The sequence below is a fragment of the Ruminococcus hominis genome (genome assembly GCF_014287355.1).
GTDB classification, from domain to species: domain Bacteria; phylum Bacillota; class Clostridia; order Lachnospirales; family Lachnospiraceae; genus Schaedlerella; species Schaedlerella hominis.
Genome location: NZ_JACOPE010000001.1, coordinates 1,001,413 through 1,025,569 on the forward strand (window position 1 = coordinate 1,001,413; position 24,157 = coordinate 1,025,569).

A 24,157-nucleotide genomic window follows, 5' to 3' on the forward strand; every position below is an offset into this window, starting at 1 on the left:
CCTTTTTCTACGTGGCGAACGTAAGAGCTTATTATGTGGCGAACGTAAGTATTTCTTATTATATGAAGGTGGATATGAGGGCTTACGAAAGCAGATTGGTATCTGAAAAGAGACATGAAAATAAAATTAGCACTCACCTTTAAAAAGTGCTAACAAAAGTGTTGACAAACAAAAAAAGCAGTGGTATTGTTATAGAGTAAATAGAACAAGAAAGATTCGTGGTAGCTTTTAGAACGCTTTTAAAAACTACCATTTAGCAACCATTTTTTATAAAAAAGGGGGTTTGTATTATGAACATTAATAAATTTACACAGAATTCATTGCAGGCAGTTCAGTCTTGTGAGAAGGTTGCCTATGATTATGGCAATCAGGAGATCGCACAGGAACATTTACTCTATGCACTGCTCACACAGGATGACAGCCTGATTTTAAAATTATTAGAGAAGATGAACATTCAGGGCACATTGTTTATCAATCGTGTAGAAGAAGCAATCAATAAAAGACCAAAGGTGCAAGGTGGTCAGGTGTTTGTCGGACAGGATTTGAATAATGTATTGATCCATGCAGAAGACGAAGCCAAACAGATGGGAGACGAATACGTTTCAGTTGAGCATTTGTTCCTCGCATTGTTAAAACACGCAAGTAGAGAGATGAAAGCACTGTTTCGAGAATTCGGAATCGACCGCAATTCATTTCTCCAGGCATTGTCCAGTGTCAGAGGTAATCAGAAAGTGACAAGTGATAATCCGGAGGCAACCTACGATGCACTTGCAAAATATGGCACCGACTTGGTTGAGCGTGCAAGAGAGCAGAAGTTAGATCCGGTTATCGGACGAGATGCTGAGATTCGTAATGTAATCCGAATCCTTTCACGTAAGACAAAGAACAATCCGGTTCTGATCGGTGAACCTGGTGTCGGTAAAACGGCAGCAGTAGAAGGCCTTGCACAGCGAATTGTAAGAGGAGATGTGCCGGAAGGACTGAAAGATAAGATTATTTTCGCACTGGATATGGGGGCACTCGTAGCAGGAGCAAAGTATCGTGGTGAATTCGAAGAACGTCTGAAAGCCGTATTGGAAGAAGTAAAGAACAGCGAAGGCAAGATCATTCTCTTCATCGATGAGCTGCATACAATTGTTGGAGCTGGTAAGACAGAAGGCTCTATGGATGCCGGAAATATGCTCAAGCCAATGCTTGCACGAGGCGAGTTACATTGTATCGGCGCTACAACTCTGGACGAATATAGAAAATACATCGAGAAAGATGCAGCACTTGAGAGACGTTTCCAGCCAGTTTTAGTAGATGAACCAAGCGTAGAAGATGCCATTTCCATCCTTCGTGGACTGAAAGAGCGTTATGAAGTATACCATGGCGTTAAAATCACAGACGGAGCACTTGTGGCAGCGGCAACATTGTCCAACCGATATATATCAGACCGTTTCCTTCCGGATAAAGCAATCGACCTTGTCGATGAAGCATGTGCATTAATCAAGACAGAATTAGATTCCATGCCGGCTGAGATGGATGAACTGCGAAGAAAGATCATGCAGCTTGAGATCGAAGAAGCAGCACTTAAAAAAGAAGAAGACAGATTAAGTAAAGAAAGACTGGAACATTTACAGCAAGAACTTGCAGAACTCAGAGAACAATATTCAAAACAGAAAGCACAGTGGGATAATGAAAAACATTCCGTAGAACGTGTCCAGAAAATCCGTGAAGAGATCGAACAGATTAATAACGATATCCAAAAAGCACAGCGCTCATACGATCTGGAAAAAGCAGCCGAGCTGCAGTATGGAAAACTTCCACAGCTTCAAAAACAATTAGAAGAAGAGGAAGCACATATCAAAGAGAAAGACTTACGTCTGGTACATGAAAGTGTTACAGATAATGAAATTGCCAGAATCATTTCCAGATGGACAGGAATTCCGGTAGCAAAACTCAACGAGAGCGAGCGTAGCAAGACCCTTCATCTCGACGAAGAACTGCATAAACGTGTTATTGGACAAGATGAAGGTGTAACAAAAGTTACAGAAGCTATCATCCGTTCCAAAGCAGGAATCAAAGATCCATCCAAACCAATCGGTTCATTCCTATTCTTAGGACCAACCGGTGTAGGTAAGACAGAACTTGCGAAAGCTCTCGCAGAAAGCCTATTTGATGATGAAAATAACATGGTTCGTATCGATATGAGTGAATACATGGAGAAATATTCCGTGAGCCGTCTTATTGGAGCACCTCCGGGATATGTCGGATATGATGAGGGCGGTCAGTTGACAGAGGCAGTGCGCAGAAAACCATACTCAGTTGTACTGTTCGATGAGATTGAAAAAGCACATCCAGATGTATTCAACGTACTTTTGCAAGTACTGGATGATGGCCGTATTACAGATTCACAAGGCCGTACAGTAGACTTTAAAAATACAATCTTGATTATGACATCCAATATTGGATCATCCTACTTGCTGGATGGAATTCAGGATAACGGCGAAATCAAACCAGAAAATCAAGAAATGGTAATGCAAGATTTAAGAGCACATTTCAGACCAGAGTTTCTGAATCGTCTCGATGAGATTATCATGTTCAAACCATTGACAAAAGAAAACATCGGCTCAATTGTAGATTTAATGATCGCAGATGTAAACAAGAGACTGGAAGATAAAGAAATCTCCATCGAATTGACACCAGAAGCAAAAAGCTTCGTTATAGATGGCGGTTACGATCCAACTTACGGTGCAAGACCACTCAAACGATATCTGCAGAAACACGTTGATACATTAGCTGCAAAACTGATCCTCGAAGGAAATGTCGGAACAGGCGATGTGATCTTATTACAGGTTGAAGATGGCAAACTTGTAGCGAAGATAAAAGGTCGAAGTGATATTTAATAAAGAGAATAAGTAATATTAGATGGCAGACTGTGCGAGCAGTCTGCCATTGTTTCGTAGAAAAGGAGCCGGTTGGGGACGGGGTTTTCTGGCTCTTTTCGGAGCCGGTTAGAAGGTTAGGATTCTACTACTTGACTCAACAGAATATCCCAGTTTTGCAGATACCACAACATCAAAAAATAACACAGAAGTTATCTTTACAACACTCCAAACTCATGCTATGATAACCATATCTTCGGAGAACTTCTTTTCTCCGAATACATCTATAGCCGTAAGGCTCTCATCTCGGGTTTCAATTTCAGAAACAAAATCCGATATGAAAAACAACAAAATATTAAAAATGGAGGAAAATGCCTATGACAAACAAACTGCAACAGTATTTCCCTATGATTCGGACGAAAGAACAACTAATGACCGAGATAGAGGAAAAACCAAAACTAAAATCAATTTTCTATAGTTGGAAAGAAGAAGCAAGACAAGATTTTATCAACTTCTGTACCGGTGCACGTGGTGTAAAGATGATGTATGATTTTATAAGTAAAGAAATTCTAAATCCGGAAATATATCGTGAGCGGGTAAATGAATTTTTATCATTACTTTTAAATCAAAAAGTAAAAATATTGGAAGTGTTACCAAATGATGGGACAAGACTTGCGGATGAGTCAACTTTATTAATCATGGACATTGTCGTTGAATTAGAAGATGGAAGTATTGTAAACTTAGAAATTCAAAAAATAGGATATATGTTTCCAGGAGAACGAAGTGCCTGCTATTCAGCCGATTTGTTGTTACGACAATATAAGCGTGTAAAACAGAAAGCAGAAAAGAAACTTGATTCTCATACAAAAATGTCATATAAAGATATAAAAGATGTCTACACCATTGTTCTATTTCAGCAAAGCCCACAAGAATTAAAAAAATTCAAAGACGTATATATGCATCGCTTTAAGCAAGAATCTGATACAGGGGCAAAGATGAATCTTCTACAAAAATATCTCTTCGTAACGCTTGACAACTTCAATAAAATTAAGCACAATAATGACAAGACAATAAAACTAGACAATCGTCTTGAGGCATGGTTAGCATTTCTGAGTATGGATGCTCCGGAAGATATTGTGCAGATATTAGAGCAATATTCCGATTTCAAAGCACTTTACAATCAAGTGTATGACATTTGCCTCAACATAGAAGAGGTGATGGGAATGTTTTCAAAAGAATTATTAGAACTAGATCGCAATACAGTAGAATTGATGATTGATGAGATGCAGAAGCAAGCTGATAATTTAAGAACTCAGAATGAAAATATGACACGTGAGAACGAAAAATTGGGACTTGCGAATGAAAATTTGGTGTTTGAGAACGAAAGCATAAAAAGCGAGAATGAAAGTATAAAAAGCGAGAACGAAAGCATAAAAAACGAAAACGAAAGAATAAAAAATGAAAACAAAGAAATAAGAGCCATGATGGAAGAATTGAAACGGCAAAATGAAGAAATCCTAAAATCGTTAGGAAAGAAGTAAATCTCTCTTCCCTTCCATTTACGACGACATACCACAAAAATACCAAGCGACTATGCAATCTGGCGAATTGAAATCGGGCTTGCCCGACGAAGCTGAGCAAGAGAGCATAGTCGCTTGGTATTTAGTGCAGTTTCGTCGAGCTTTGGCTAAACCACATCACTTATCCAATACTTTATTAATCTGTTCCACAGGTAAATTCAAAAGTTCAGCAAGCTTATCAACATCAGTGATCGACTTAGATAAAGTTCTGATAAATTCTCCGGTCACCTCCTCTGTCACTCGCTTCGTCACCAGAGCTTCCTGTTCTTGGAATTCCTCTGCCATTAATTCTTTCAACGCTTCGCACATAGTTTCTTTAACCTCCTTTACTGCATCCCAGTTCGCCCGGGTAATAACTTCCATTGCAGCTTGATATAATTTCGATGATTTTTTTGTCTCATATTCCTTGAGAAGTGTTTTGATTTCCTCAGGCTCAGACATGTTATTGCGCAAACTCTGCAACCAGAGATTTTCTTTCGAATCCAATTCCTTCGTCACCAAAAGCTGCATCGGAAAAGCATCTCCGGTAATATAATAGATTCCAGCTTCTACATGGCTAATATTCAGTCCACGAAATTCCTTCAAATGTTGAACCATTCTTCTCGGAAAATGATTACAAATGAAAGTGATAGTCAATTCATCGGGTGGAATCTCGCAAATTTTATCTGTGTCGGACTGATAAAAACAACAGTATCCGTATACTTTGTAAAAATCGTTGATTGTTAGATTATCATCAGGACTTTTGTATTCGATGATATTGTATCGTCTAAAAATCCTACCAATATTTTTGTGAATCGCTTCGTTTTCAGCAACCTTGATGATCAATTCATCCATTTGCATAGGCTTTTTAGAAAGCAAATGCTCCGGCTCAAAGGTGAGTTTTTCAGCTTCGGCTTCAAATTCAATCTGGATCGATGCCTGAAAAGCCGGATGCCATTGAATCGTATCTTTTGTACCTTTCTTCAATTAAAGTCTCCTTTCATTATAAAGTTTCCAGTTACTTAATGCAATGACAAAGAGACAACAAAAATTATACCACTGAAGTGAAATAATATAGAAATCCTCGATTATCAACTTGTCAAAAGCATCTCTTTTCATATCGGATTATGTTTCAGAAATCGAAACCCGAGATGAGAGCCTTACGGCTTAGAAAATTCAGAGAAAAGAAATCCCCTGAAGATGTAGTGATACCATATCACGAAATTAATGGTGTGTAAAGTAAGAAGTTTTATGTTTCACAATACACAGATTAGTAAGAATTGTGGGGAAGTATCTACAAGTCTTAAAATAAGTGAATTGAGGATGTTGTTTTTGGAGCAGAAGCATCTACAAGTCTTGAAATAAGTAAATTGAGGATGAAATTTTTTGAGTGGGAAGCATCTTCAAGTTGTAGAATAAGTAGGTTGCAGATGCAATTTTGTAGAAGTGAGTATCTGCAAGTCATGAAATAAGTAAATTGCAGATGCAATTATACATGACTGGCAGGAAAAAAGCATCCGCAACAGCGAATATCCCACTCTTGCAGATACCGCCGCATCAAAAAAGCATCTGCGATATCGAATACCCCACTCTTGCAGATACCGCCGCATCTAAAAAGCATCTGCAACAGCGAATAACCATTCCCCCCACCCACCTCTTGTACAAATAAAAAACAACAAATTTTTCGGGGGGGGGGGGGCGTTGACATAGGTATATCAAAGTTTTATACTTATAATGTTTTGTAAACAAATAATTGCAATTTATAGTTATACGTAAGATGGAAAAAATGAAAAAATGAAAAGATACAAAAAGCATAACCCAAAAGCGTAAGGAAAAACTTTTCGCTTGTCTTATTTCTAGAGACATTTTAATATCAAAATGTTTTGTCTGGATAACACTACCCGATTTGATACGACAGATACTAAAAGGCAAAATAGAATTAGAGTGGAATTTATTGACAAATTTCATGAATACCTATAGACTAATATTAGCGTAATAGGTCTTTTTGCGACCTTTTTTAGCAAATAATTAAGAAAGATGGAGGTCATTTTTGAATGGACAGATACATAGATATGCACTGTCACATTTTACCTGGTGTGGACGACGGAGCACAGAATCTGGAAGAGACAAGACAGATGTTGCAGATTGCCTTTAATGAAGGAACCCGTTTAATCATTGCAACTCCACATCATCATCCGCGCAGAGGACATAAAAGGCCGGAGATACTTAACGAACAGTTAAGGCTGGTACGGGCAGAAGCAGCGAAGATTAGTGATAAATTCCGAATTTATCTGGGGACCGAGGTTTTCTTTGGACAGGATGTTCCGGAGAAGATAAACAGGGGAGAGATTCTTACAATGAATAAAAGAAACACTGTATTGCTGGAATTTTCTCCATCTGATGGTTATGATTACATACGTCAGGGAGTGCAGCAGGTTCAGATGACCGGGAATCAAGTGATTATTGCCCATGCAGAGCGTTATCAATGTCTGCTGGATGATATTGGATACGCAGAAGAATTGTGTGATATGGGCGCAAGCATTCAGGTGAATGCAGGAAGCATCATTGGCGATGGCGGTCGCAGAGCCAAGAAGTTTGTGAAAGAATTGATGGATGAAGATATGGTGTTCGGAGTAGGAACCGACGCACATGGAGTACAGACACGTGCTCCGAAGATGAAAAAGGCGGCAGATTACGTCAAGAAAAAATATGGAGAAGAATACATGAGGAGGATTTTCTTCGATAACGCAGCTACGTTATTGAGAAAGAGAAAGTAGTTATGAATCAATACACAAAAAATACAAGAATGAATCCAGAGTCAGATAATGACGAATTAACAATTGACCTGACAGAAGTTATCGGTGCTTTGTTAAAAAAAGCACACATCATTATTTTGACAGGAATTATCGTAGCTTTGTTGGCATTTATTGGAACAAAGCTTTTTATTACGCCTATGTATACGGCAGAGACAAAAGTATACGTACTGTCTAAAAGTGAAGGAAGTACTGGGATTTCAGCAACAGATTTACAGGCTGGTTCATATTTAACAAAGGACTACACAGAGCTGGTAAAGAGCCGTACAGTGATGGAACAGGTTATCGCAGTATTAAACCTGGATGTGAAACCTGAAGAGTTAATGGAGATGATATCAGTTGAATCTGCAACAGATTCACGAATCCTTACTATTAAAGTAGAAAACGATGATCCAAAACAGGCGAAAGAGATTGCAGATGCAGTTCGCGAAGCTGTTAGCGTACAGATTACAGAGATTATGAATGCCGATGCAGTTAATACAGTTGAGAAGGCAGACCTTCCAAGTGCACCATCTTCACCAAATACAATGAAGAATACAATGCTCGGTGGAATTCTTGGTATCATTCTGGCAATGGGAGTAGTCGTATTAATCTCCATCATGGATGACACAATTAAGACACCAGACGACGTAGAACGTTATCTGGGACTGAATACATTAACTTCCATTCCAATCGCAGCTGGAACTAAGAAGAATAAAAAAGCGAAAGGATTGTCAGTTCGTCAGTTCACAAAGACGATGAACAGATAACGGAGAGGGGATAAAGATGCAGGAAATAGAATTAAAAGAAATAAAAAGAGATTATCGGAGTAATGAAGCATACAAGTCTCTCCGTACCAACATTGAGTTTTCAGGAGAGGATAATAAAGTATTGGTGTTTACAAGTTGCACACCAAACGAAGGAAAGAGTACAGTAACAATCGCAGTGGCACATTCACTTGCCGAGGCAGGTAAGAAAGTACTGTTTATTGATGCTGATTTAAGAAAATCAGTATTAGCAGGACGACATAAAGTAAACGGACAACTGAAAGGACTGTCACATTTCTTATCAGGACAGACAGAGCTTGGAGAAGTTATGTATCGTGTAAAAGATACAAACATGGTTATGATATTCGCAGGTGTAGTACCGCCAAACCCTGCCGAGCTGTTAGGAGGCAAACGATTTGAAAGTCTCCTTACAAGTGCAAGAAAAGCCTATGATTATGTAATTATCGATGCACCGCCGTTGGGAAGCGTTATTGATGCAGCGATTATAGCAAAACAGAGCGATGCATCAGTGCTTGTAATTTCAGCAAACACAGTCAGTCATAAATTTGCAAAAGTTGTAAAAGAGCAGTTGGAAAAATCAGGCTGTCCAATCCTTGGAGTAGTATTAAATAAAGTAGATATGGGACAGAATAAGTATTATGGAAAATACTATGGAAAATATTATGGCTCATATGGCGATTATGGTCATGAGGAAGAGGGAAAGGCTGAGGAAGAGGCATGAAACAAGAAAAGTTAGTAGCTGTGCTGATAGCAGGCTGTCTGATACTTGGAGGTGCAGCACTGGTTGTTCGTGGCAGTCAGGATCGACAGGCTCCGGTTATTAAAGTGAAGAAAGCAGACCTCACATATCAAGAAGGGCAAGGTTATGGAGAACTTTTAAAAGGTGTCAGTGCAGAAGATAACCGAGACGGAGACCTTACCGATGAAGTGTTTGTAGACCGCGTTGTGCAGATTAAAGATGGCAAAGCAATCGTATACTACGGTGTGATGGACAAGGAAAAGAATGTAGGAACTGCCAAGCGGACAGTTAATTATGTGGAAGATGGAAATGCACATCCTATAACAGAAGATACAGTGGCAGAAAATACAGAACAGGCTCCAGAGGCAGCAGCATCACAGAACGAGCCTGCCAAAGCAGATGCAAACAATGATCTCACACCGGTCGGAGAAGCACCGGTAATCGCACTTACAACAGACCAGGTAACAATTGCAGCCGGAACAGAATTTGACCTTATGAGTGTAGTTAAAGGTGTTGCCGATGGCAGTGATGATGCAGATTCACTATCAACGCGTATCAGCGTGGATGGTCAGTATGATGTAAATACACCAGGAAGTTATTTGTTACACTACTATGTAATAGATTCCGACGGCAACACATCTGAGGTAAAGACATTGACACTGAATGTGCAGTAAGATATGTACATTAAGGAGATACAAACAGCAGGATAGAAGGAGTATATCAATCAGATGAAAGAACAGAAGAAGACACTGCATATGGCAGGTAAGTTGATTACATTAATACAGTTGATTCTTGCAGTTGGTTTGATTGCAGTTATCTGGAACAGCGGATTGGTACCAACAAAATATCTGGTGGCAATTATTATTGTATTATTAATATTATTCGGAGTAACATTCGGATTACAATATGTAAAAAATAAAATCTATATCGTAGGAATTGTACTTAGTGTTATACTGAGTATCTTACAGGCAATTGGAATTGTCTATATGTTGAAGGCAGACAAGCTGATGGCAGATGTAGGCGGAGCAAATTATAAGACAGATAATATGATCGTAGTTGTTAAAAAAGATAATCCGGCGTCGAATCTTATGGATGCTTCGATGTATCGCTTTGGTACACAGACTGCTGTAGACCAGGAAAATACACAGACAATGCTGGATAACATTAACAAGGCATTGGGACGCGAAGTTAAAGTAGAGCAGTATGGTACTGTTCAGGAACTTGCAAATGCATTGCTGGAAGGCAGGGTAGATGCTGCAGTATACAATCAGGCGTTAGACGGTCTGATCACAGATTCAATTGAAGATTATTCCGACAAAGTACGTGTATTATATCACTATGGAATTGAGACAGAACTCGAACAGGAAACAGCAGATGTAGGAGAACCATTTAATGTATACATAAGCGGTATTGACGTAGATGGACCAATCGCAACAAACAGCCGAAGTGATGTCAATATTATTATGACAGTAAATCCGAATACAAAGAAGATTCTGCTGACAACAACACCACGTGATTATTACGTACAGATACCGGATATCTCAGGAGAGCAGAGAGATAAGCTGACACATGCCGGTATTTATGGTGTGGATGCATCTATGCGAACATTAGAGCAGTTGTATGGCATTGATATTTCGTATTATGCAAGAGTAAACTTTTCGTCGCTGGTTAAAATCGTAGATACATTAGGCGGCGTGGATGTGGATTCAGATTTTGAGTTTACAGCAGGAGGATATCAGTTTAAAAAGGGAATGAATCATCTTGACGGAAAACAGGCATTGGCATTCTCACGAGAGCGTTATAGCTTTGAAGATGGGGACAACCAGAGAGGAAAAGACCAGGAGAAGGTTCTGACAGCGATATTGAATAAAGCAATGTCACCTGCAATATTGTCTAATGCAAGTGCATTGATTGCAGATGTCAGCGACAGTGTACAGACCAATATGACACAGGAAGAGATGGCGAAATTTATTAAGATGCAGTTGAATGATGGTGCAAGCTGGACTATTGAATCACAGGCAGCATCAGGAAACGGAGATACACAAGCATGTTATTCATCAGGAGATCAGCCACTGTATGTGATGTGGCCGGATGAGGCAGTTGTACAGAGCATCAGTGCAAAGATGAATGAGATATTAAATGGAAATTAAAGGATAAAGGTAATAAGGTTTAAAGGAAGAGAAGAAAAAATATGAGTGGAGTATCAAATCAAGATAAAGAAAGAAAGATGAAAAAAAAGAAAATTGAACACTGGCAGATGATAGCATTATATCTGATGATATATGATGTGCTCGCAATTAACTTTGCCTACTTTTTTGGATTGTGGCTGCGTTTTGATTTGCACTTCACAAGTATTCCGGCAGAGTATATGAGTGCATTCTTGAAGTTTGCACCGATATATACAGTATTTACGATTTTTGTATTTGCACAATTACGTCTCTATAACAGCTTGTGGAGATTCGCAAGCTTTAGCGAACTGAACAGAGTAATTGTTGCATCTGTGATTACAACTATCTTTAATATAGTAGGAATGACAGCATTTATTCGGCGTATGCCATTATCTTACTATATAATCGGATCGGTTTTACAGTTTGGACTTACATTGACAATTCGTTTTTCATACCGCTATATGAATTTAGAGCGTGGCAGACGAGAGAAAGAGGCGAACCCATTACATAATGCAATGATCATCGGTGCCGGTGCAGCAGGTCAGACTTTAATCAGAGAGCTGAAAAGCTCAGGAGAGGTAAAATCAAAAGCTTGCTGTGTGATAGATGATAACCCAAATAAATGGGGACGTGTTATGGAAGGTGTGCCGATTGTCGGCGGTCGTGAAGATATTCTTATTAATGTAAAGAAATATAAGATTGACCAGATATTATTTGCAATACCGACTGCAAGTGCACAGGCAAGAAGAGAAATCTTAAATATATGTAAAGAAACAGATTGTGAATTAAAACAGCTTCCGGGAATCTTTCAGCTGGCAAATGGCGAAGTGTCCATGAGCAAAATGAGACCGGTTGCGATTGAAGATTTACTTGGGCGAGATACAATCAAAGTAAATATGGAAGAAATCTTCCAGTACCTTAAAGGAAAAGTAATTCTCGTAACAGGTGGTGGCGGTTCAATCGGAAGCGAGCTGTGCCGTCAGATTGCGGCACATGAACCGAAACAGTTGATTATATTTGATATCTATGAGAACAATGCATATGATATCGAGCAGGAATTAAGACGAAAATATCCAGAATTAAACTTGAAGGTTCTGATCGGTTCAGTACGTGACAGTAAAAGAATCAATCAGGTGTTTGAAACATATAAACCACAGATTGTATATCATGCGGCAGCACATAAGCATGTACCGCTTATGGAGACAAGCCCGAATGAAGCAATTAAAAACAATGTAGTAGGAACTTACAAGACAGCCTACGCAGCACTGAAGAATGGAACAGAGAGATTCGTACTGATCAGTACAGATAAAGCCGTAAACCCGACAAATATTATGGGAGCGAGCAAGCGTCTCTGTGAAATGGTCATCCAGAGTATGGACAAGATCAGTAAATCCGGTCATACAGAATGGCTTCCATTCTTACATGAACATGAAGATAAACATGTGAATGGACAGATAGTTCCGGACCCGGAAGACCATATGACTGTAAATGTAGAAGAAAATGCGGCTGCATATGGTAAAGGAAAAACAGATTTTGTTGCCGTTCGTTTTGGAAATGTACTTGGAAGTAATGGTTCAGTCATTCCATTATTCAAAAAACAGATTGAAAATGGTGGTCCGGTAACGGTTACACATCCAGATATCATTCGTTACTTCATGACAATCCCAGAGGCGGTCAGTCTGGTACTTCAGGCAGGAACTTATGCAAAAGGCGGAGAAATCTTCGTGCTGGACATGGGAGAGCCGATGAAGATTGATACATTGGCAAGAAACCTCATCAAATTGTCAGGATATAAACCAGATGAAGATATCCGAGTTGTATACAGCGGATTACGTCCGGGCGAAAAACTGTTTGAAGAAAAGCTGATGGCAGAAGAAGGTCTGGAGAGAACAGAAAATGAGTTAATCCATATCGGTAAGCCAATCCCGTTTGATACAAAAGAATTCCTCGGACAGTTGGAAGAACTGGCGATGGCTAGTTACGAGAACAGTGAGGAGATTGTAGAGATGGTAGAAGGCGTTGTGACAACGTTCCATCCAGTAGGGGCAAATCCGACAGGAAAAGAAAATCAAAGATAGTAACATGATAAAGCAGATAAAGAGAGAAGGAAAGAATTATGCAAATACCATTTTCACCACCGGATATTAGTGAATTAGAAATTGAACAGGTTACAGAAGCTTTGCGTTCTGGTTGGATTACAACAGGTCCAAAGACAAAAGAATTAGAACGACAGGTAGCAGATTTTTGTGGGACAAGCAGGGCAGTATGTCTTGGGTCACAGACTGCATGTGCGGAGATGACTTTGCGTTTACTTGGAATAGGTGAAGGAGATGAAGTAATCACAAGCGCATATACTTATACAGCAACAGCATCTGTAGTTTGTCATGTTGGTGCAAAATTGATCTTGGTTGATACGCAGAAAGATTCATTAGAAATGGATTATAATCAACTTGAAGCAGCAATTAGCGAGAAAACAAAAGTAGTGATTCCAATTGATCTTGCTGGAATTCCATGTGATTATGAGAAAATTTATTCTATTGTAGAAAAGAAAAAAGCAATGTTTCATCCAACAAATAAAATTCAAGAGGCAATAGGCAGAGTTATTGTCATGGCAGATGCAGCTCATGCATTTGGTGCAAAGCTGAATGATGGAAGTATGGTTGGAAGTATTGCAGATTTTTCAAACTTTAGCTTTCATGCTGTTAAGAATTTTACAACAGCAGAGGGTGGTGCTGTTACATGGAAATCAATAGAAGGAATTGACGACGAAGAATTATATCATCAATATCAATTACTTTCTTTACATGGACAATCAAAAGACGCACTTGCAAAAACACAGTTAGGTGCATGGGAGTATGATATTGTTGGACCATGGTATAAATGTAATATGACTGATGTAGCGGCTGGAATCGGTCTGGCACAGATGCAGAGATACAAAGGAATACTTGCACGTCGTAAAGAAATTATTGAAAAATATAATGCAGCATTTAAACCAATTGGAATTGAAGTGTTAGAGCATTATAATGATGCACATCAGTCATCAGGACATCTGTATATTACAAGAATTCCGGGAATTACTTTAGAGCAGAGACATGAAATTATCGTGAAAATGGCAGAAGCAGGTATTGCCTGCAACGTACATTACAAACCATTGCCGATGATGACTGCATATAAAAATCTTGGATTTGATATTAAAGATTATCCAAATGCATATAAGAGATTTGAAAATGAGATTACATTACCTCTTCATACAAGACTCAAAGATGAAGAAGTGGAATATGTGATTGAGCAGTATTGCAGAATAGTGAAGGAACATATTTAATAGAGGGAGAATTATTGATGCTCAAAAAATGGGAAACATTGCCTGATTTTATGAAGAATGATGCAGTTAGAGAATATTATGATTTACTACAAAAGAAAAAAGTAAGTATGTTTCTAAAAAGGGCAATGGACTTAGTTGGTGGAGTAATTCTCCTAATTATATTAGCAATTCCAATGGTAATCATAGCTGTTATGATTAAATTAGACTCGGAAGGTCCGGTATTTTACAGACAGGAAAGAGTTACAACATACGGTAAACATTTTAAAATTCATAAATTCAGAACAATGGTTAGTAATGCTGATAAGATTGGATCAGCTGTAACTGTTGGAAACGATAGCCGTATAACAAAAGTGGGAGCAAAACTTAGAGGATGCCGATTGGATGAATTGCCACAGGTGTTTGATCTTATCTCTGGAGATATGAGTTTTGTAGGTACACGACCAGAGGCAGTGAAGTATGTCGAAAAGTATAAGCCAGAATATATGGCAACATTGTTGCTTCCGGCAGGAATCACAAGTGAGGCAAGCATTCGGTATAAAGATGAAGCTGAATTGTTAGATGGTGCAGAAGATGTAGATAAGGTGTATATAGAAGAAGTTCTTCCAGGAAAAATGAGGTACAATCTTGAGAGTATTAAAAGATTTTCATTTGTGGGAGAGATTGTCACAATGTTCAGAACTGTGTTTGCAGTACTTGGAAAGGATTATGAATAAAAGTTATGGAAAATAGAGAAGTAGCTGATGGATTAGTATCAATTATTATGCCATCATGGAATACGGAAAGATTTATCGCAGAGACAATACAATCTGTAATCAATCAGACATATACAAATTGGGAGCTGCTTATTGTGGATGATTGTTCTTCTGATAATACCGATGAGGTAGTTGCTTCTTTTAAAGATGAAAGAATCAAATATTTTCACAATGAAAAAAATTCTGGTGCAGCATTGACACGCAACAAAGCAATGAGAGAGGCAAAGGGAGAATGGATTGCATTTCTTGATTCTGATGACCTTTGGACACCGGAGAAATTGGAACACCAGATTGATTTTATGAAGAAAAATGGATATACACTTTCTTTTACAGAATATGAAAAGATTGATGAAGAGTCTAATCCATTAAATATATATGTATCCGGGCCTGAAAAAGTTAATAAGCGTAAAATGTATAATTACGATTATATCGGACAGCTTACAATGATGTATAGTGCAAAAGAATTTGGACTTATTCAGATCAAAGATATTAAAAAAAATAATGATTATGCGATTCGCTTGCAGTTATATAAAAAGCCAGGAACTTGTGCATACTTGCTGAAAGAGAATCTGGCAAAGTATAGAGTTCGTAAAGTAAGTATAAGTCATGATAAATTCAGAAGAAAATTCAAAAGCCATTATGATTTATTTCATATGTGTGATGAAAAGCCAGCTGCTGTTGCCGTATGGTATACATGTTGGAATATGTTTTATGGTTTATTGAAGAAAAGAAATTATGAGAAAAGTAGATAAGGAGTTTTTATGAAAGTTCAAGTTTTAGTAGCGGCAATGAATCAACATGATCATACTTTAGTAGAAAAAATGAATATACAGTCAGATGTTATAGTTGGAAATCAGTGTGATTTTAATTCTATAGAACAGTTTGAATATAGAGGGTATTCAGCTACGTATTTGAATTTTTCAGAACGAGGAGTTGGTCTTAATAGAAATAACGCGTTAATGAGAGCTACAGGTGATATTTGTTTATTCGCTGATGATGATATGGTTTATGTTGAAAATTATACAGAGCTTATTGAAAATGCTTTTTTAAATCACCCGGATGCAGACATTATTGCATTTAATTTGGTTGAAGATGTTCCAACACGTTACATTATTAAAGATACGAAAAGAATTAGATTCTATAATTTCTTGACATATGGCACTGCTAGAATTGCAGTAAAATTAAGTAAAATTAGAGAAAATGGTATTTTATTTAATCTCTGTTTTGGCGGTGGAACGACGCATTGTCATGGAGAAGATAATATTTTTATATCTGATTGTTTAAAAAAAGGTTTAAAAATGTATGCTGTTCCAATTAGCATAGCAGAGCTTACAGAAGAAAGAGAATCTACTTGGAATAGTGGGTATAATCAGAAATATTTTTTTGATCAAGGCGTATTGTATAAAACTATATCAAAAAAACTATGGAAGTTATTGTGCTTACAGGATTCAATAAGACATGCAAGAAAAGAGTATAAAACTAGTTGGATGAATGCGTATACCCTCATGATTAAAGGGGGAAAGGAACTTAAATGATAATTGATAAAACTAAAATAAAGAATAGTAGTATTCTTTTCTTGTTAATAATTAGAATTACATATGTTATCACTACAATAAAGATATTAGATGGTCTTTGGTATTATGGTGGTGGGTATGATATAAATTTTAATTCCCTGAAAGAAGTACTCGCATTATGTAGTTTTGTTATTATGGCTTTTTATTTTAGAGAGAATTATTATGCTAATAATTTTAAGAGTGTGGTAATAAAAGTTTTATTTATATTATATTACATACCACTTAATGCATCGTTTTCAATTCATAATCAAACAATGGAATATTTTGTGCTAACGAATAGTTATTTTTTCCTATTGATGTTTTTTTGCTGTAAAGCAATGAAAATTGGTGCGATTACAATTAGTACTAAAAGTGAGAAGGGGTTTAAAACATATGCTAATTACAATCAAGAAAAGATATTAGATTTATTGAATAAAAGAGCAGTGCGTGTGGTTCTATTCTTGATTTGTTTGATATGTATAGTCTATAAAATTTCTTATAATGGTTTTACATTTGCATTGAATATCTTTAGTGATTCTGTTTATACAACAAGAGAAAGCTATGTTGAAACCATGAATGCGATAGATAGTACGGCAGTAGGATATATTGCTACATTAATTATGAATTTGGCTGGATATACAGTTCCATTTTATTTGTATTTAGCCATCAAGAAAAAAAATTATTTTGCAGGGCTTGTTAGTGTTATATGTTTAGTGTCCATATTTAGTGTTAACTCAAGTAAGAGTGCAATGATTTTTATTGTTATCGTTTTTGCAATTGCTTTTTTAGAAAAGAGGGGGGGAGTTGATAAGTTTTCGAGCTATTTCGAGGTTGGAATATTCCTTCTCTTAATTACATCGTTGCTTGTATATTTGATTTTCAAAAGATATGATTTTTATTTTTTGATACTACGCCGAGAGATGTTTTTGCCATCATGGCTAGATACTAAATACTATGCATTTTTTGAAAATGGACCTAAAATATTGTGGTCTCAAGGCACTTTCTTGTTGCAAAAAATAATTCCTAGTACATACTCAGAAGGGTATTTAAAAATGATAAATGACAATTATTTCGGAGGATATGTTCCGTCACCAAATACGGGGTTGTTTGCAGATGCTTACATGAATTTAGGAATTGTCGGTGTGTTGACATATCCAATGCTAATTAGTTATGTTTTGAATAAAAGTGATGGGATATATCAAGAATACGGTTCGGGCATAATGAATGTCATGGCGGTTAAATTGGCAATCCACTTGACGAATGTACCACTTCTTAGAACAGATTTTATTCTTTCATATTTTTTATTTACATTCGTTTTATGGTTTGTTTCGAAAGTTAAATAATTGAAAATTGGGGGTGAAGTTTAGATGAACAAAGATAAAAAAATAAGGGTTACAGTATATTGTTTAGCATTTAATCATGCTAATTATATAGAACAAACAATTGAAGGATTTCTTTCTCAAAACACCAATTTTTCGGTCAAATTTATTATTCACGATGATGCATCAACAGACAATACAGCTGAAATAATTAAAAGATATGAAATACAGTACCCAAATTTGATACATGGAATTTATCAACAGGAAAATCAGTATTCAAAAGGAGCGAAAATTTTAGAAAAATTTATTCTACCACATATTGAAGGAGATTATGTTGCTGTATGTGAGGGTGATGATTATTGGTCAGATTCATCCAAATTACAGAGACAGATTGATATGCTGGATGCAGACAAAAATTGCTTTATGAGCGTTCATAAAACAAAAGAAATATATGAGAATGGAGCTCCTACTGGGGTTTACTTCCCTAATGAGAGTCTAGAAACGGGTATTATAAAACGTGATGAATTTTTAAAATTGAGATATGGATTTCATACAAGTTCATATGTGTTTAGAAAAAATGAATGGATTGAGTATATTAGTAATCCGCCAAGCTTTAAATTGACATATGGAGTTGGGGATGTTCCATATCTTTTATATTTTGGATCGTTAGGAAATGTGGCGTATATAGAAAGAGAAATGTCTTGTTATCGCCGTGGAGTTATAACGAGTTGGTCAGTTCAACATGCTAAATCGAATATAGAATCTCTGGCAAATCATGCTTCGCAGATTTATAAAATGTATGTTGAGTTTGATAAATATACAGATGGTCGATTTAAAGAGATATGTAGGAGTCGTGAAGCTGTGTATAAGATGCAAGAGGCAGTTCTGTTGAAAAAACCAAGAGAATTAATCACAGCGAAGTATAGGAAATTAATACCGTATTTGCCTATATCTAGAAAGATGTTTTTGGCATTATCTTTGTTTGCACCAAGGGCAATGAGGGAAATGTATATGAAGCATTTGGAATCTAACAATAATAAATGGCTAAAGGAGAGGAGGTAATATGAATAATAAAAAGGTTTTTACAAATTTATTATGGAGATTTGCAGAACGTTCTGGTGCTCAAATAGTCAAGTTCTGTGTAGAACTGATTCTTGCAAGAATATTACTTCCTGATGATTATGGTCTAATCGCCTTGGTTACTGTTTTTATTACAATATCAAATGTTTTTGTGGATAGTGGCTTAGGAAATGCGTTAATTCAAAAAAAAGACGCAGATCAAACAGATTTTTCTACAGTTTTTTTCTTTAATCTTGTATGGTGCTTAGTTTTATATGGCTTGATATTTTTCTTAGCACCATTTATATCTGGATTTTTTTCTCTGCCAGAATTTGCTACAGTTTTAAGAGTGTTAGGTCTGCAGATTATCGTTTCTGGGGTAAAAAATATTCAGCAGGCATATGTTTCCAAGAATTTTATGTTTAAAAAGTTTTTCTTTGCAACGTTAGGAGGCACACTAGGAGCTGCAGTATTGGGCATATGGATGGCTTATCATGGATTCGGAGTATGGGCTTTAGTTACTCAACAATTGTTTAATGTAATTGTTGATACAATTATATTATGGATTACTGTGAAATGGCGTCCAACAAGAGAATTTTCGTGGAATAGATTTAAAGTTTTATTCTCTTATGGATGGAAATTGTTAGCATCTAGTTTATTAGAAGCTATTTATAATAATATTAGGCAATTGATTATTGGACGTGTCTATTCATCAGGAGATTTAGCTTATTATAATAGAGGAAGACAATTTCCAGATTTTATAATCTCAAATGTAAATAGTTCCATAGATAGTGTTTTGTTGCCTACATTAGCCTCAGTACAAGACAAAAGAGAGCAAGTAAAACAGATGACACGAAGAGCCATCAAGCTGAGTACATATATTATAGCTCCATTAATGTTAGGGTTAGCATCTGTTGCAGAACCAATGATACGGGTTGTACTTACAGAAAAATGGATTCCGGCATTACCATATCTTCGAATTTTTTGCATTACATTTATGTTTTATCCACTACATACTGCAAATTTAAATGCAATTAAAGCATTGGGAAGAAGTGATTTGTTTTTGAGATTGGAGGTTCTTAAGAAAATTATTGGAATTGTTGTTTTGCTTTTAACTATGAAATTAGGTGTTTTAGCAATGGCATATAGTTTGCTGTTTACTACACTTACTAGCCAAATAATTAATTCATGGCCTAATAGAAAATTATTAAATTATGGATATATGGAACAAGTAAAAGACATCATGCCTAATATTGCTTTGGCGTGTGTGATGGGAGTAATAGTATATCCATTGAAATACTTAGAGAGTAACAGTTTAATTATCTTATTAATTCAGATAGTTGCGGGGGGAATCGTATACGTGGTAGGTTCGGTTATATTTGGGTTAGAATCATTTAAGTATTTGTTAGAAATTGCAACATCATATATAAAAAAAAGGAGGATGTAAAATGTCAAAGATATTAGTTACACGTTCTTCAATGCCTTCTTATGAAGAGTATTGTAGGGAAATTAAAGAACTGTGGGATTCACATTGGCTCACAAATATGGGAGTAAAACATAAGGAATTGCAGAACGCTCTGGAAGAATTTTTTACTGTTCCTCATGTTACTCTCTACACCAATGGACATCTTGCATTAGAGAATGCGATAGCTGCATTAAATCTTCCAAAAGGTGGAGAAGTTATTACTACACCATTTACATTTGCCTCAACAACACATGCAATTGTGAGAAACGGATTGGTTCCGGTTTTTTGCGATATAAGAGAATCAGATTACACAATTGATACTTCAAAAATTGAAGCATTGATTACGAATCAGACTGTTGCGATTGTTCCGGTACATGTATATGGTAATCTGTGCGAGGTGGATGAAATCGATAGAATTGCAAAGAAATATGGATTAAAAGTAATTTATGATGCAGCGCATGCTTTTGGTATTAAATATAATGGTGTTTCTTCGGCATGTTTTGGCGATGCATCTATGTTTAGTTTTCATGCTACGAAGGTGTTTAATACGATTGAGGGTGGTTGTGTATGTTTCAAGAATGATTCTTGGGTACAACTTTTAAATGATCAGAAGAATTTTGGTATTCATGGTCCGGAAGAAGTTGCTTATATAGGTGGAAATGCAAAGATGAATGAATTTCAGGCAGCAATGGGGATTTGTAATTTACGTCATTTCAAAGAAGAAATTGCAAAGAGAAAAGTAGTTGTTGAAAGGTATCGTGAAAGACTTTCAGGAACGGAAGGAATTAAACTTTCTTCGATTCAGAAAAATGTTGAATCAAATTATGCGTACTTTCCTGTAGTTTTTGATGGTTATAAATATACTAGAAATGAGATATTTGAAAAGCTCGCAGAGCAGGGGATTGGGGCAAGGAAATATTTTTATCCACTTACAAATAGTTTTGAATGCTATAGAAACTATCCTACAGCTGGAACCGAGAAAACACCAATTGCGCAACATATGGCACTTAGGGTATTAACACTTCCACTTTATGCTGATTTGAAGATAGAAGACGTAGACAGAATTTGCGATGTTATCTTAAAATAGGAACTTAGATAATTGCGAAACAAGTTCACAATCCTGATTAAAAATGCGGTAGGAATCCTACAATGCAAGATTCCTAAGATGAGAAGCAGGTGATATCAAAATTAGACATGACAAAATGACCTCACAGATGGACTGCGAAGAAAAAATATTATCAATACCAAAGGTCAGGCAATTAAAGGTTTTAAACTTCGTATGTATTGATACTGGTGGATTTTATCAGCAACAAGTACAGTAACAAGCTGTGTAATTTCTGCAAGAAGTAGAACAGCATGAAGCGTTTTTTCATTCTGTGTTTTACGATTCGCAATGCAGAAACTATCCTTGAAATGGTTGATTGATTTTTCGACATTTACACGGATTTTGTAAGTGTCTTCCCATTCCTGTGAACCTCGTTCCACACTAGGATAGGCGCGAAGATTCTTTTCTGGATAAATGTAAATCATTCGTCCGCAGGACGAGGTAGTGCATGGATTATCGCAGTGACATACCCGATGTTTTGACTTGTCGGCAGGATTATATTCCCATTTCATTTTTGGACATACAAACTTCATTGTAGGAAGTTTGCTCCGTAAATGAGATTTGCTTCCTTCCCGTTTCATAGGAAGTGTTGGATCATGAGGACAGCAGGGAATACCATTTTCATTAACTGTGTAGTCTGTTCCTTCCATGGATAGTTTTGAATAAAAGCCTTACGAAATCCGATGTCAGTGAAAAGAGATTTATAGATTTCAATTGTATCAAAAGTTGCATCGCCAAGAAAAGTTGTTGGTTCTATCAAGGGATGCTTTTGGAAAAAATCGATCAAAACAGGAAGCAAAGCTTTTGAGTCAGCAAGCGATTTATCCTCATCTGGAGAATCCGATTTTTTTTCTACAACAATATCAGGATGTGCATTTAGGAAATCCTTGTTGTAGAAAGATATGTCGCGGACAATGCCAAGTCCATTTGTGACGATACCGAATTTATAGGCATAACAGAAGTGATCGCTGATGTACATCTGCTGGATTGCCTGGTTGGATGTAGCATGAGTTGGCATGGAACCATAAGCGGCTTTGTAAGGCTCATAGGAATCATCAAGGTTATGGGATTTCTTAAAAACCTTTAGTTGTTTAATAATACGGTTGGCATACTTTGGATTATTTCCCGTAACCCATGCTTCAATACCGGAGGTGGCATAGATCGTCATGCTGGCAAGAGCAGGATTCAGTTTTTGACATATCGGTTCAGTCGGGTCTACAAGATGATCGAACATAGCTTGTAAGTCCACTAAGAAATCCTGTTTAAATTGAGTGAATTTTGAACCATCTGGTACAACATCAAAACCGCAGAAATCACGTAGTTACTGAGAGTATTTCAAAAATACAATAAGGAGCGTGTCAGTCGGGATTGAAAAAATACGCTGGAGTAGAAGTGCCTTGAGCATAGGATAAAGCTGGTGCTTGCGTGACCTTCCGGATCGAGCATGAAAATGAGAAACAAAAGAAACAGGAACAATTTCATCGAGGTTAAGGGCTTCGCTGAGAAGAGAAAGAAACTGATATTTATGGTTGTCGAATTTATTTTGACAATCTTCAAAAACTTCTGCCAAAGTGAGTTACTTATGTGTTATCATATAGATATATCTCCTTTAAGGTGGATTGGTATTTAGTTTTCTAGTCAACTCTATTTTACCATAAACCTTGAGGAGATATTTTATTTTAACAACAAAAAATGCCGTATTTATGCGGTATTTGGCGTTTCGCAAACGCCTAAAAAATAGGAACTAAATGAAAGGAGTAACGCCTAGTTGTGCTTGAGAAAAATGGAGTAGGTGGAAATGATGAGCAAAAATGAATCTAGATAATACAGGGAAAACAATAGCCAAATTAAGAAAATCAGCAGGATTTACTCAGTCTTCTTTAGCTGAAAAATTAGGTATTAGTGATAAAGCTATATCAAAATGGGAAAGAGGAATTACTTTCCCAGATACTTCATTGCTTAATCAACTCTGTATTTTATTGGATACAGATATTGAAAGCATAATGTATGGTCATGAGCAGACAAACCAATGGGGAGGTTTATTGATATTAGATGATGCTATTCCCGCGGAAACTATTATTTATAATAAATTACTTATTCATTATTTGATTTCACAATTTTTACTTGTAGGAATAGGAGATATTAGGATAATAGGAAAATGTAAACCGATTAAAGTAGAAGGCATCAATATTAGCATTAGTTCAGAACTAAACCATAAGTTTACGAAGAATGTATTTGTTATTTATGGAAATCAGTTTATATATGGACCTAATCTGACAAAACATTTTATGCGCGCTATGTCACGAGATAAGGTTACTGTGATAGCTACAATGAAAGCGAAAGGTAAGTATCCTTTGTTTGTCGATAGTGATAAGAAGGCGGTGATATCGAGTGAAGAAAATATCAATAAATACTATGCATTACCGTATGTATTTGATTCACACAATAAAGAGATGAAGTCATTTGATACAATAATTAACCAACAAGTAAACGTTGAAACGATGGTCAGAGGAATGATTCATTTTAATTTGAACAGTTATGAAAAAGTCTATCAAATGGCCGGATTTGTTAAAATGATGGAAGAAAATACTGGTGAAAGGATAGCAGATCTTGATGAAATTATTAGTAGAAGAATAATTAATGTAAACCAATAGTTGGTTTACAGGATT

The 24,157-nt window shown here is 36.6% G+C and carries 18 protein-coding genes and 1 pseudogene; 17 read left to right on the forward strand and 2 right to left on the reverse strand.

What is annotated here, in order from left to right; genetic code table 11:
* Positions 1 to 290 precede the first annotated feature (290 nt).
* Both clpB and H8S40_RS04380 read left to right on the forward strand, forming a co-directional pair.
* Positions 291 to 2,888, forward strand: a complete 2,598-nt coding sequence (gene clpB, locus H8S40_RS04375; RefSeq protein WP_186864665.1) for an ATP-dependent chaperone ClpB — start codon at positions 291 to 293, stop codon at positions 2,886 to 2,888.
* A 356-nt stretch (positions 2,889 to 3,244) separates the two neighbouring features.
* Complete coding sequence (locus H8S40_RS04380; protein WP_186864666.1) at positions 3,245 to 4,408, forward strand: PD-(D/E)XK nuclease family transposase; 1,164 nt, start codon at positions 3,245 to 3,247, stop codon at positions 4,406 to 4,408.
* Positions 4,409 to 4,564: 156 nt separating this feature from the next.
* On the opposite strand, the gene H8S40_RS04385 is transcribed toward H8S40_RS04380, so the two are convergent.
* A complete protein-coding gene (locus H8S40_RS04385; protein WP_186864667.1) occupies positions 4,565 to 5,413 on the reverse strand; it encodes a 3-isopropylmalate dehydrogenase in 849 nt (282 codons plus the stop codon).
* A gap of 1,067 nt (positions 5,414 to 6,480) precedes the next feature.
* On the opposite strand from H8S40_RS04385, the gene H8S40_RS04390 reads away from it, so the two are divergent.
* From H8S40_RS04390 to H8S40_RS04455, 14 genes are read left to right on the forward strand one after another with little or no spacing between them, the layout of a single operon-like run.
* Positions 6,481 to 7,203: a CpsB/CapC family capsule biosynthesis tyrosine phosphatase gene (locus tag H8S40_RS04390; RefSeq protein WP_186864668.1), complete on the forward strand. Its 723-nt coding sequence runs from the start codon at positions 6,481 to 6,483 to the stop codon at positions 7,201 to 7,203.
* 2 nt (positions 7,204 to 7,205) lie between these two features.
* Entirely contained in the window at positions 7,206 to 7,988 is a 783-nt protein-coding gene (locus H8S40_RS04395) for a YveK family protein (RefSeq protein ID WP_186864669.1), read from the forward strand.
* Positions 7,989 to 8,004: 16 nt separating this feature from the next.
* Positions 8,005 to 8,727 carry a polysaccharide biosynthesis tyrosine autokinase gene (locus tag H8S40_RS04400; protein ID WP_117991171.1) on the forward strand — a complete coding sequence of 241 codons (723 nt, stop codon included), beginning with the start codon at positions 8,005 to 8,007 and terminating at the stop codon, positions 8,725 to 8,727.
* Positions 8,724 to 9,419: an immunoglobulin-like domain-containing protein gene (locus tag H8S40_RS04405; RefSeq protein WP_186864670.1), complete on the forward strand. Its 696-nt coding sequence runs from the start codon at positions 8,724 to 8,726 to the stop codon at positions 9,417 to 9,419. Before H8S40_RS04400 ends, H8S40_RS04405 begins: the two co-directional genes overlap by 4 nt.
* A 54-nt stretch (positions 9,420 to 9,473) precedes the next feature.
* Positions 9,474 to 10,895, forward strand: a complete 1,422-nt coding sequence (locus H8S40_RS16300; protein ID WP_279286784.1) for an LCP family protein — start codon at positions 9,474 to 9,476, stop codon at positions 10,893 to 10,895.
* 41 nt (positions 10,896 to 10,936) lie between these two features.
* Complete coding sequence (locus tag H8S40_RS04415; RefSeq protein WP_243238179.1) at positions 10,937 to 12,991, forward strand: polysaccharide biosynthesis protein; 2,055 nt, start codon at positions 10,937 to 10,939, stop codon at positions 12,989 to 12,991.
* Between the two features lie 38 nt (positions 12,992 to 13,029).
* Positions 13,030 to 14,235, forward strand: a complete 1,206-nt coding sequence (locus tag H8S40_RS04420) for a DegT/DnrJ/EryC1/StrS family aminotransferase (protein WP_186864671.1) — start codon at positions 13,030 to 13,032, stop codon at positions 14,233 to 14,235.
* A 17-nt stretch (positions 14,236 to 14,252) separates the two neighbouring features.
* A complete protein-coding gene (locus H8S40_RS04425; RefSeq protein WP_117991179.1) occupies positions 14,253 to 14,948 on the forward strand; it encodes a sugar transferase in 696 nt (231 codons plus the stop codon).
* Between the two features lie 5 nt (positions 14,949 to 14,953).
* A complete protein-coding gene (locus tag H8S40_RS04430) occupies positions 14,954 to 15,739 on the forward strand; it encodes a glycosyltransferase family 2 protein (protein ID WP_186864672.1) in 786 nt (261 codons plus the stop codon).
* 9 nt (positions 15,740 to 15,748) lie between these two features.
* The gene (locus H8S40_RS04435; protein ID WP_117991183.1) at positions 15,749 to 16,522 is read left to right on the forward strand and encodes a glycosyltransferase family A protein; all 774 of its coding nucleotides are present in this window, start codon (positions 15,749 to 15,751) and stop codon (positions 16,520 to 16,522) included.
* Positions 16,519 to 17,883, forward strand: coding sequence for a hypothetical protein (locus tag H8S40_RS04440; RefSeq protein ID WP_117991186.1), 1,365 nt, complete (start codon positions 16,519 to 16,521; stop codon positions 17,881 to 17,883). The genes H8S40_RS04435 and H8S40_RS04440 overlap by 4 nt, the downstream gene beginning before the upstream one ends.
* Positions 17,884 to 17,907: 24 nt before the next feature.
* Entirely contained in the window at positions 17,908 to 18,921 is a 1,014-nt protein-coding gene (locus tag H8S40_RS04445; protein ID WP_117991189.1) for a glycosyltransferase, read from the forward strand.
* A 1-nt stretch (position 18,922) separates the two neighbouring features.
* Positions 18,923 to 20,365, forward strand: coding sequence for a lipopolysaccharide biosynthesis protein (locus H8S40_RS04450; protein WP_117991192.1), 1,443 nt, complete (start codon positions 18,923 to 18,925; stop codon positions 20,363 to 20,365).
* 1 nt (position 20,366) lies between these two features.
* Complete coding sequence (locus H8S40_RS04455) at positions 20,367 to 21,470, forward strand: DegT/DnrJ/EryC1/StrS family aminotransferase (RefSeq protein ID WP_117991194.1); 1,104 nt, start codon at positions 20,367 to 20,369, stop codon at positions 21,468 to 21,470.
* Positions 21,471 to 21,726: 256 nt separating this feature from the next.
* Here H8S40_RS04455 and H8S40_RS04460 read toward each other — a convergent pair.
* A pseudogene (locus tag H8S40_RS04460) lies at positions 21,727 to 23,058 on the reverse strand (transposase); the annotation flags it as partial.
* Positions 23,059 to 23,299: 241 nt separating this feature from the next.
* On the opposite strand from H8S40_RS04460, the gene H8S40_RS04465 reads away from it, so the two are divergent.
* The gene (locus H8S40_RS04465; protein WP_186864673.1) at positions 23,300 to 24,142 is read left to right on the forward strand and encodes a helix-turn-helix domain-containing protein; all 843 of its coding nucleotides are present in this window, start codon (positions 23,300 to 23,302) and stop codon (positions 24,140 to 24,142) included.
* Positions 24,143 to 24,157: the final 15 nt, after the last annotated feature.

Bases quoted from the DNA above. Each gene is read 5' to 3' on its own strand.
- clpB (WP_186864665.1), top strand. From the start codon at position 291: ATGAACATTAATAAATTTACACAGAATTCATTGCAGGCAGTTCAGTCT.
- H8S40_RS04380 (WP_186864666.1), top strand. From the start codon at position 3,245: ATGACAAACAAACTGCAACAGTATTTCCCTATGATTCGGACGAAAGAA.
- H8S40_RS04390 (WP_186864668.1), top strand. From the start codon at position 6,481: ATGGACAGATACATAGATATGCACTGTCACATTTTACCTGGTGTGGAC.
- H8S40_RS04395 (WP_186864669.1), top strand. From the start codon at position 7,206: ATGAATCAATACACAAAAAATACAAGAATGAATCCAGAGTCAGATAAT.
- H8S40_RS04400 (WP_117991171.1), top strand. From the start codon at position 8,005: ATGCAGGAAATAGAATTAAAAGAAATAAAAAGAGATTATCGGAGTAAT.
- H8S40_RS04405 (WP_186864670.1), top strand. From the start codon at position 8,724: ATGAAACAAGAAAAGTTAGTAGCTGTGCTGATAGCAGGCTGTCTGATA.
- H8S40_RS16300 (WP_279286784.1), top strand. From the start codon at position 9,474: ATGAAAGAACAGAAGAAGACACTGCATATGGCAGGTAAGTTGATTACA.
- H8S40_RS04415 (WP_243238179.1), top strand. From the start codon at position 10,937: ATGAGTGGAGTATCAAATCAAGATAAAGAAAGAAAGATGAAAAAAAAG.
- H8S40_RS04420 (WP_186864671.1), top strand. From the start codon at position 13,030: ATGCAAATACCATTTTCACCACCGGATATTAGTGAATTAGAAATTGAA.
- H8S40_RS04425 (WP_117991179.1), top strand. From the start codon at position 14,253: ATGCTCAAAAAATGGGAAACATTGCCTGATTTTATGAAGAATGATGCA.
- H8S40_RS04430 (WP_186864672.1), top strand. From the start codon at position 14,954: ATGGAAAATAGAGAAGTAGCTGATGGATTAGTATCAATTATTATGCCA.
- H8S40_RS04435 (WP_117991183.1), top strand. From the start codon at position 15,749: ATGAAAGTTCAAGTTTTAGTAGCGGCAATGAATCAACATGATCATACT.
- H8S40_RS04440 (WP_117991186.1), top strand. From the start codon at position 16,519: ATGATAATTGATAAAACTAAAATAAAGAATAGTAGTATTCTTTTCTTG.
- H8S40_RS04445 (WP_117991189.1), top strand. From the start codon at position 17,908: ATGAACAAAGATAAAAAAATAAGGGTTACAGTATATTGTTTAGCATTT.
- H8S40_RS04450 (WP_117991192.1), top strand. From the start codon at position 18,923: ATGAATAATAAAAAGGTTTTTACAAATTTATTATGGAGATTTGCAGAA.
- H8S40_RS04455 (WP_117991194.1), top strand. From the start codon at position 20,367: ATGTCAAAGATATTAGTTACACGTTCTTCAATGCCTTCTTATGAAGAG.
- H8S40_RS04465 (WP_186864673.1), top strand. From the start codon at position 23,300: ATGAATCTAGATAATACAGGGAAAACAATAGCCAAATTAAGAAAATCA.